The organism is Cobetia sp. (genome assembly GCF_983723665.1).
The window spans coordinates 5,144-14,649 of the sequence record NZ_CFDJES010000063.1 but is presented as its reverse complement, the minus strand read 5'-3'; the positions used below and the strand labels follow the sequence as shown (position 1 = coordinate 14,649).

General features: G+C 63.8%; 9 protein-coding genes. All 9 read right to left on the bottom strand.

Translation table 11 applies throughout. The annotated features are described in order from the left end of the window. Positions 1-173, bottom strand: a 173-nt coding sequence (locus tag AC4FAH_RS08240; RefSeq protein ID WP_490245883.1) for a pilus assembly FimT family protein, incomplete at its 3' end; no start/stop codon positions are given. Positions 174-246: 73 nt separating this feature from the next. Beyond that, positions 247-735 (bottom strand): type IV pilin protein, encoded by a 489-nt coding sequence (locus tag AC4FAH_RS08235; RefSeq protein WP_286987124.1) that lies wholly within the window; start codon positions 733-735, stop codon positions 247-249. A gap of 221 nt (positions 736-956) precedes the next feature. Next, entirely contained in the window at positions 957-1,925 is a 969-nt protein-coding gene (gene ispH, locus AC4FAH_RS08230; RefSeq protein WP_052384823.1) for a 4-hydroxy-3-methylbut-2-enyl diphosphate reductase, read from the bottom strand. A gap of 59 nt (positions 1,926-1,984) precedes the next feature. Next, positions 1,985-2,428 carry an FKBP-type peptidyl-prolyl cis-trans isomerase gene (gene fkpB, locus AC4FAH_RS08225; RefSeq protein ID WP_043335961.1) on the bottom strand — a complete coding sequence of 148 codons (444 nt, stop codon included), beginning with the start codon at positions 2,426-2,428 and terminating at the stop codon, positions 1,985-1,987. 20 nt (positions 2,429-2,448) lie between these two features. Beyond that, complete coding sequence (lspA, locus tag AC4FAH_RS08220) at positions 2,449-2,976, bottom strand: signal peptidase II (protein WP_054556926.1); 528 nt, start codon at positions 2,974-2,976, stop codon at positions 2,449-2,451. Between the two features lie 118 nt (positions 2,977-3,094). After that, complete coding sequence (gene ileS, locus AC4FAH_RS08215; RefSeq protein ID WP_131432822.1) at positions 3,095-5,926, bottom strand: isoleucine--tRNA ligase; 2,832 nt, start codon at positions 5,924-5,926, stop codon at positions 3,095-3,097. 11 nt (positions 5,927-5,937) lie between these two features. Beyond that, positions 5,938-7,071 (bottom strand): bifunctional riboflavin kinase/FAD synthetase, encoded by a 1,134-nt coding sequence (gene ribF, locus AC4FAH_RS08210; protein WP_153636667.1) that lies wholly within the window; start codon positions 7,069-7,071, stop codon positions 5,938-5,940. A gap of 134 nt (positions 7,072-7,205) precedes the next feature. Further along, a complete protein-coding gene (gene murJ, locus AC4FAH_RS08205) occupies positions 7,206-8,702 on the bottom strand; it encodes a murein biosynthesis integral membrane protein MurJ (protein WP_234368289.1) in 1,497 nt (498 codons plus the stop codon). A gap of 279 nt (positions 8,703-8,981) precedes the next feature. Beyond that, positions 8,982-9,248 (bottom strand): 30S ribosomal protein S20, encoded by a 267-nt coding sequence (rpsT, locus tag AC4FAH_RS08200; protein WP_043335965.1) that lies wholly within the window; start codon positions 9,246-9,248, stop codon positions 8,982-8,984. Between the last annotated feature and the right edge of the window lie 258 nt (positions 9,249-9,506).

The window sequence follows — 9,506 nt, the reverse complement described above, 5'->3', positions numbered from 1 at the left end:
GTGGCGGTGCTGCGCGCCATGCCGAGCGCATGGGTCAGGGCACGCACATCGGACTCCACCTGAGAGCGCTGCACCAGGCCTTGCCAGGCCGGCACCGCCCAGGTCGCGATGATGGCAATGATCGCCACTGTCACGACCAGCTCGATCAGGGTGAAACCACGGGATTGGCGCATGAGAGATACTTCTCCTTGCCGCTGAGGGTCGACCGGCCATGCCGGACTCGAGTCTGTCTTCTGGGGCCCACCATCACCAGCACCGACCTCCTCCTTCGGCACCGGTATTCATGTCCTGGTCCATCCACAGCACGCCGCAGTCATCATTGAGTTGTGCCCCTTGAGGCGTCGCCTGCAGGACGAAGTCCGAGGCAGACAGACTGCGATACGTGATCAGGTAGCGAAGATTGCCACCGCTGTCCTCTATACGGCTGACGCCATCCGTCGGCTGGTCATCATCCCCCACGGGCGCCTCGGAAAAATTCTGGTAGTAGAAGCCATGCAGCTGTCTGGCCTGCTGCCCCAGCGCCTGCTGGGCATGCGAGCGCCAGCTGCGCTCCACATAACCGAGATAGGAGGGAATGGCGACCGCCGCCAGAATGCCGATGATCGCGACCACCATCATCATCTCGATCAGAGTGAAGCCCTGAGACCGACGCCTGCCAGCTGCCCCGCGCCCCGGTCTCGGCTTGCGGCGTGCACCTGCACTGCTGACACCGGTGACCGAGAACAGTCGTGGCATGGGGAATTCTCCAGAGTACGAACCATACCTCTATTATGTATCATTTTGGTAACTGCGCATTACATTTTTTTTCAATACGCACCATTTTGATCAACGATCGTGCTCAAGAATGCCGTTGCTTATACAAGAAACTGCTGAATTGAATGGCAAAATGCGAATGGCGCGCATAAAAAAGCCGCGACAGGGTCGCGGCTTCTTCACTGGCAGAAACTTACAAGGCGTTACAGCTCGCGGATCTGATCCGAGGCGATCAAGCGCTCCTTGAGCTCCTTGGGCATCGAGAAGACGATGTTTTCCTCCTGGCCCTCGAGCTCCTCGGGCGCCGAGGCTCCCAGCGCCATCAGACGATCGATCACTCCCTGCACCAGCACTTCGGGGGCACTGGCCCCGGCGGTGATGCCGATGCTGCCGATCCCCTCGAGCCAGCTGGCCTCGATCTGCTGCGCATCGTCGATCAACCAGGCCGGGGTCTGCATGCGCTCGGCCAGTTCGCGCAGGCGATTGGAGTTGGAGCTGTTGGGGCTGCCGACCACCAGCACCACATCGCAGGCTTCCGCCAGCATGCGCACGGCGTCCTGGCGATTCTGGGTCGCGTAGCAGATGTCATCCTTGCGCGGGCCCTGAATCGCCGGGAAGCGTTCGCGCAGCGCGTCGATCACGCGCGCCGTGTCATCCATCGAGAGCGTGGTCTGGGTGACGAAGGCCAGCTGCTCCGGGTCCTTGACCTCCAGACGCGCCACATCGGACTCGTCTTCCACCAGATGGATGGTGCCACCCTTGGAAGTGTCATAGCGGCCCATGGTGCCCTCGACCTCCGGGTGGCCCTCATGACCGATCAGCACGCAATCCTGGCCCTTGCGCGCATAGCGCAGGACTTCCATGTGCACCTTGGTCACCAGCGGACAGGTGGCATCGAAGACCTTGAGGTTGCGACGCTCGGCCTCTTCCTGCACGGCACGCGAGACGCCGTGTGCCGAGAAGATGACGATGACGTCATCCGGCACTTCGTGCAGTTCCTCGACGAAGATGGCGCCGCGCTCCTTGAGGGAGTCGACCACGAAACGGTTGTGCACCACCTCGTGACGCACGTAGATCGGCGGCCCGAACACGTCGAGCGCCCCGTTGACGATATCGATGGCGCGATCCACTCCGGCGCAGAAACCGCGCGGGTTGGCCAGCTTGATCTGCATGACAGGCTCCGCTTGATGGCGAGGTGCGCTCACGGGGAGCGCACCTTTTGATAGTAGACTCAGTGCGTGGTCGCGGGGGCGACTGACAGTACCTCGACCTCGAAGGTCAGGGTACGCCCGGCCAGCGGGTGATTGAAGTCGACCTTGACGTCACGCTCATCGATCTCGCGGATGATGCCCGGCAGCTCCGAACCCGACGGCTCGGCGAAGGACATCACCATGCCGACCTCGATCTCTTCATCGAAGCTCTTGCGCGCCACGGTCTGGACGTTCTGCGGATTGTGCTGGCCGAAGGCATGCTCCGGCGTGATCGTGAAGCTGCCGGTCTCGCCCGCCGCCATGCCCATGATCGAACGCTCGAAGCCCGGCGGCAGATTGCCGTCACCCACCTGGAAGGTGGCCGGTGTCTTGTCGAAGGTGGAGTCCACCTCGGTGCCGTCTTCCAGACGCAGACGGAAATGGAGGCTGACCTCCATGTTATCGGCGATACGATGCTCGCTCATGCTGACCTCGCTTGTGGCGCTCATTCGGAGCGGCCACGGAAAGATTCAAGAATCAGTGCCACGGCTCCCAGGCTGATGGCGACGTCCGCCACGTTGAAGGCCGGGAAGAAGGCATTGCCCCAGTGGAAGGACAGGAAGTCCACCACGTAGCCATGCACGACACGATCATAGAGATTGCCAAGCGCGCCCCCCAGCACCAGCGCGATGCCCAGCGCGGTGAAGGTCTCGTGACGCTTGAGGCGCGCAAGCCAGATGCTCAGGCCGATGGCTGCCACCACCGCAATGCCCGCAAACAACCAGCGCTGCCAGCCATCATGGCCAGCCAGAAAACTGAACGCCGCGCCGGTGTTGTGGAGCAGCGTCAGATTGAAGATCGGCAGCACTTCGTTGGCCTGACCATAGACCAGCGAACTGCTGGCCAGCCACTTGGTGGCCAGGTCCAGCACCACGATCACCAGCGACAGCCACAGCCAGCGCAGCGGCGAGCGCATCGGCTCACTGCCGGCTGAAGGGGTATCCGTCGCGGGGCCTTGTGAAGAAGACGTCATGTTACCTTCCTGTCGTGAAATGAGTCTGCGACCGGCAAGACACGAACGCCGGGCCAGAGCCCGGCGTTCGATATCAGCGCTCAGCGGAGGCTGAACGATGCCGCGGTCGCATCAGCGATCAAGCGAAGTGACGCGTCTCGCCTTCGCCATCCGGCAGGTTGGTCACGCAGCGACTGCACAGCGTCGGATGTTCCGGCAGGGTGCCGACTTCCGGACGGTGGTGCCAGCAACGCTCGCACTTGGCATTCTCGCTGACCTTGACCGCCACCTTGAGGCCGGACACTTCGGTCTCTTCCGCCTCACCGGCCGCCTCGAGAGGCGCCAGGGTCACGCCGCTGGTCAGCATCACGAAGCGCAGCTCGTCGCCGAGACTTGCCAGCAGCGTGTTGAGCTCGTCATTGACGTAGAGGGTGACTTCCGCCGCCAGGCCATTCTTGACCAGACCGGCGTTGCGCGCGCCTTCCAGCGTCTTGTTGACCGCCTGCTTGACGTGCAGCACCTGCTCCCAGAACTCACGCCCCATGGCCGCATCATCCGCCAGAGTCGTCAGGCCGGTGTAGGCCGTCTCGAGGAAGATGGTGTCCTTGCGCGGGCCCGGGATGTTGGCGTAGATCTCTTCACCGGTGAAGGAGAGGATCGGCGCCATCCAGCGTGCCAGCGCCTCGATCACGTGATACAGCGCCGTCTGGCAGCTACGACGCGCACGCGAGTTCGGCTGCGTGGTGTACTGGCGGTCCTTGATGACATCCAGATAGAAGCCGCCCAGCTCACGCGAGCAGAAGGTCAGCACCTGCTGATAGATGTCGAGGAAGCGGTATTCCTCGTAGGCCAGTTCGACACGTGCCTGCAGCTGGGCGGCACGATCGACCACCCACTGGTCCAGCGCCAGCATGTCGTCAAAGGCCAGCGCATCACGCTCGGGTTCGAAGCCGTTCAGATTGGACAGCAGGAAGCGCGAGGTGTTGCGGATACGACGATAGGCATCGGCGGTACGCTTGAGGATCTCGTCCGAGACGGCCATCTCGCCGGAGTAATCATTGGAGGACACCCACAGGCGCAGGATGTCGGCGCCCAGCTTGTCCATCACCTGCTGCGGCGCGACCACGTTGCCGACGGACTTGGACATCTTGCGACCCTGCGCATCCACGGTGAAACCGTGAGTCAGCAGCGCCTTGTAGGGCGCGTGGCCGTCGATGGCACAGCCGGTCAGCAGTGACGAGTGGAACCAGCCACGGTGCTGGTCGGAGCCTTCCAGGTACAGGTCGGCACGCGGGCCTTGCTCATGACCATGCGGGTGCGAGCCACGCAGCACGTGCCAGTGGGTCGTCCCGGAGTCGAACCACACGTCCAGCGTGTCAGTGACCTTCTCGTAGTTCTCGGCCTCATCGCCCAGCAGCTCCTGGCTGTCGAGTGACCACCAGGCATCGATGCCGTGCTCGGCAACGCGATCGGCGACCGCTTCCATCAGCGCCACGCTGTCGGGGTGCAGCTCCCCCGTCGCGCGATGCAGGAACAGCGGGATCGGCACGCCCCAGTTGCGCTGACGCGAGATGCACCAGTCCGGACGGTTGGCGATCATGCTCTTCAGACGCGCCTGACCCCAGGCCGGGATGAAGGCGGTATCCTCGATGGCGGACAGCGCCTTGTCACGCAGGGTCACGCCGTCGGTGCCGGCAATGTCCATGCCGACGAACCACTGGGCCGTCGCGCGATAGATGACCGGGGTCTTGTGGCGCCAGCAGTGCATGTAGCTGTGGGAGATCTTCTCGTGCGCCATCAGCGCGCCGAGCTCTTCCAGACGCGCGACGATGTTCGGGTTGGCCTTCCAGATGAACTGGCCACCGAATTCCGGCAGGTCCGGCACGTAGACGCCGTTGCCCTGCACCGGGCTTTCGATCTCGTCGAAGCTCATGCCGTAACGACGGCAGGTATGGAAGTCATCCTCGCCGTAGGCCGGCGCGGAGTGGACGATACCGGTACCGGCGCCAGTCTCGACGTAGTCGGCCAGATAGACCGGCGACAGACGATCGTAGATCGGGTGACGGAAGTTGATCAGCTCCAGCGCCGCGCCATTGACGGTCGCCAGCGTCTCGCCGCTCAGGCCGAAGCGCGCCAGACTGTCCTCGACCAGTTCCTCGGCGAGCACCAGCAGGCGCTCGCCGGTGTCGACCAGCGAGTAGACGAAGTCCGGGTGCACGTTGAGCGCCTGGTTGGCCGGGATGGTCCACGGAGTGGTGGTCCAGATCACGATCGCCGCCGGCTTGCTCAGTGACTCGAGGCCGAAGGCCTTGGCCAGCGCCGCGCTATCGTCTGCCGCGAAGGCGACGTCGATGGCATCAGAAGTCTTGTCGGCGTACTCGACTTCCGCTTCCGCCAGCGCAGAGCCGCAGTCGAAGCACCAGTTGACCGGCTTCAGGCCCTTGAAGACATAACCGCCCTTGACCATCTCGGCCAGCGCACGGATCTCACCGGCTTCATTGGCGAAGTCCATGGAGCGATACGGGTTGCCCCAGTCACCGACGATGCCGAGACGGATGAACTCGTGCTTCTGGCCTTCCACCTGCACGCCGGCGTATTCACGGCAGAGATGACGCGCCTTCTCGGACTCGAGATGCTTGCCGTGGGTCGTCTCGACCTTGTGCTCGATGGGCAGACCATGACAGTCCCAACCCGGCACGTAAGGCGCGTCGAAGCCCGCCATCGTCTTGGACTTGACGATGATGTCCTTGAGAATCTTGTTGACGGCATGACCGATGTGAATATTGCCGTTGGCATAGGGAGGGCCGTCGTGGAGCACGAAGCTCGGACGGCCCTTGCCTGCTTCACGCAGACGCGCGTAGAGGTCAATCTCGTTCCAGCGTGCCAGTTGGTCCGGCTCACGCTTGGGGAGATTGCCGCGCATCGGGAAGTCGGTATCGGGCAGATTCAAAGTATGCTTGTAGTCGCTCATAGCCTTTCGGGTCAGCCGTCGTGGGGGCGGGAAGCCTGGGCTTCCCGAGCTGTGGAATCAGACACCTCAGCAGTGCCGTGTAAGGGTGCCGTCGGCGCATCCGTCATCAGTGCGCTCAGCGGACGGCTGGCCAGCGGCAGGTCAGCCATCGAGGTCATGCAATCAAGCAACGCCTGCTCATCACCGGCAGGCGTCTCGCCCGCGGCCAGCGCGAAGAAGCGCTTCGCCAGGGCGATGTCGGCGTAGATGGCGGCCTTGAGGGCTTCCAGGCCATCGAAGCGCTGTTCACCGCGCAGGAAGGCGCAGAAGCTGACGCGCATCGGCTGGCCGTAGAGGTCTTCCGCGAAATCCAGCAGATGGACCTCGAGCACCGGCCGCGGCGTGCCGACCGTCGGGCGCCAGCCGATGTTGGCCACCGCCGGACAGTCGCGGCCATCGGCAAGGTGCGCCATTACCGCGTAGACGCCGGAGACTGCCAGCGGCGCATTCGGCAGCGGCAGGTTGGCGGTCGGCACGCCCAGCGTGCGACCCAGCTGGCGGTCCGCGACCACGCGTCCCTGCCAGTGGTGGGCACGCCCCAGCAGCCGGGCGGCCAGCGCCATGTCGCCTGCGGCCAGCACCTCACGCACGCGGGTGCTGGAAACACGCTCACCGGCGATCTCGAAGGTGCGGGTATGCTCCACCGCGAAGCCTTCGGCGGCGCCGATGCGTTCCAGCAACGCGAAGTCTCCGGCGCGATCGCAGCCGAAGCGGAAGTCGTCACCGACCACCAGATGACGCACGCCGAGCCCATCGATCAGCACCTGCTCGATGAACTCGCGAGCCGACAGCGAGCGCAGCGTCTCATTGAAGGGCAGACACAGTACGCGCTCGGCGCCATGGCTACCCAGCAGACGCACCTTGTCCGCCAGACGCGTCAGCCGCGGTGGCGCCTTGTCACCCGCGAAGAACTCACGCGGCTGCGGCTCGAACACCACCACCGTGGCGGGCAGGCCATAGGCCGCCGCGCGCTCGCGAAGTTGCTCCAGAATCGCCTGGTGGCCGAGATGCACGCCATCGAAATTGCCGATGGTGGCCACGCAGCCGCGACTGCCATCCTGCTTGCGCAGGCGGGCGAGATTGTGGAGTCCTCTGATCAAGTCCATGCGTGCATCACACAAGCCGCCGAAAGTGGTCGATTATAGCGAAGGGGCACGGCGCTGACAGCCACCGTTGCCCCGCCAGGGAGAAAACAGCTGGAACCGAGGGCACCAACCTGCGTGGCACCCGGGCAGCAGACTCAGCTCTGCATGCGGAAATGGCGCGGGCGGACACCGCACAGCCCCAACCACACCGCATAGGCCAGTACACCGCCGACGACCAGCGCTCCCATCATCGCACAGCGCTCCCACAGGCCCCAACCAAGCCAGGTGGTCCAGTCCGGCGACAGCCACATCAGGCCGCCGCCCATCAGGGCGCAACCGCCGATCAGGGTCAGCGAATAGCGTCCCCAGCCGGGCTGGAAGCGCAGCACGCCGTCACGATACAGGCCGCGTGCCAGCAGGCCCGCATTGAGGAAGGCCGACAGCGCCGTGGCCAGCGCGAGCCCGGCATGTGCCAGCGGCACGATCAGCGCCAGGTTGAAGGCCATGTTGGCGACCATCGCGATGATACCGATCTTGACCGGCGTTTTCGTGTCCTGACGCGCATAGAAGCCCGGCGCCAGCACCTTGATCAGCATGAAGGCCAGCAGACCGAAGCTGTAGGCACGCAGACTCTGGGCCGACATCACCACATCGTTGTCGGTCATCGCGCCGTAGTGGAACAGCGTGATCAGCAGCGGTTCGGCCAGCACGCCGAGCGCCAGCGCCGCCGGCACACCGATCAACAGCACCGAGCGCAGCGCCCAGTCGAGCATCTTCTGGAAGTGCTCCAGTGATTGCTCGGCATGACGTTTTGAGAGCGCCGGCAGAATCACCGTCCCGATGGCGATGCCGATGATGCCCAGAGGCAACTCGACCAGACGGTCGGAGTAATAGAGCCACGACACGCTGCCGGTGACCAGAAACGAGGCCAGCACGGTATCCAGCAGCAGATTGATCTGCGAGACCGAGACACCGAACAGCGCCGGGGTCATCAACTTGAGAATGCGGCGCACGCCTTCATGGGCGAAATTCGGCCACGGCTTGGGCATCAGGCCAAGCCGCAGCAGGAACGGCACCTGGAACAGCAGCTGCACGCCACCTGCGATCAACACGCCCCAGGCCAGCGCCATGGCGGGTGTCTCGAAGCGCGGGGCCAGCAACAGCGCCGCGCCGATCAGACTCAGGTTGAGCAGCACCGGCGTGATGGCCGGCACCGCAAAGCGATTCCAGGTATTGAGCACGCTGCCCGCGAAGGCGGTCAGCGAGATCAGCAGCAGATACGGGAAGGTCAGGCGCAGCATGTCGCCGGTCAGCGCCAGCTTGCCGGCATCGTCACCGAACCCGGGCGCGAAGACCCACACCAGCCAGGGTGCGCACAGCATCGCAAGCGCGGTGATCAACGCGAGTATGACACCAAGACTGCCACTGACGGCGTCCAGCAACTCACGGACCTCTTCCCGCGTCCGGCGAGTCGCATACTCCGACAGCACCGGAATGAAGGCCTGGTTGAAGGCACCCTCGGCAAACAGGCGGCGCATGAAGTTGGGGATCTTGAAGGCGACGAAGAAGGCGTCCGCCCCGCTGCCGGCGCCCAGCAGGGATGCGATGGTCACATCGCGCGCCAGGCCCAGCACGCGCGACAGCATCGTCATCACGCTGACGATCAACCCGGAGCGCAACAGACCACCCCGCACCGGCAGGCTGTCGCCCGAGCGGGTCTCGCCCTGGGCACTCGCCTGTGAAGCGGACTGCGCGGCGGCCTCGGCCTTGCCGCCTTCTCCCCTGACTTCCTTCTCGCCTGCGGGCGACTCATCCTGCGGCTTGCTCACCCTGCCCCCCCTCTCGCTTCCCTGACCTGACACCGATGTCATCCACTCGACAGACAGACACAAAAAAACCGGCCGAAGCCGGTTTTTTCACACTCACACGTCTTAGACAGCCAGTGCCTTGACGCGAGTGTTCAGACGGCTCTTCAGACGAGCGGCCTTCTTCTTGGACAGAATGTCCTTGTCGGCGTAACGGTCGAGGACCTTCTGCGCGACATTGAAAGCGGCCATGGAAGCAGCGTGATCGCCAGTCTTGACGGTCTTCAGCACGTTCTTGATGCTGGTACGCACGGCAGAACGTTGTGCGGAGTTGTGCTGACGACGAACTTCAGCCTGACGAGCGCGCTTACGTGCTTGCTTGGAATTTGCCACTTTGATGCTCCTTATGAGTCCACCCGTAGGCGCGTACTCATGAACTTGAATTTGGAAGACGTTGTCGCACCGCGACAGCGAGTCCGATCATCTCTCGCCTTTCGACACTGAAGTGAAGACTTTCGAGAAATCAGCGACTTGACGTGGAAGCCCCGCCAAACCTTCGCCATCGGGGCGGACCAGCACCCGACAGGACGGCAGAGTCTAGCATGACCCGAGCGCATATCGCCAGTCTGAGCTTGCCTGCGCCGGCCCCAG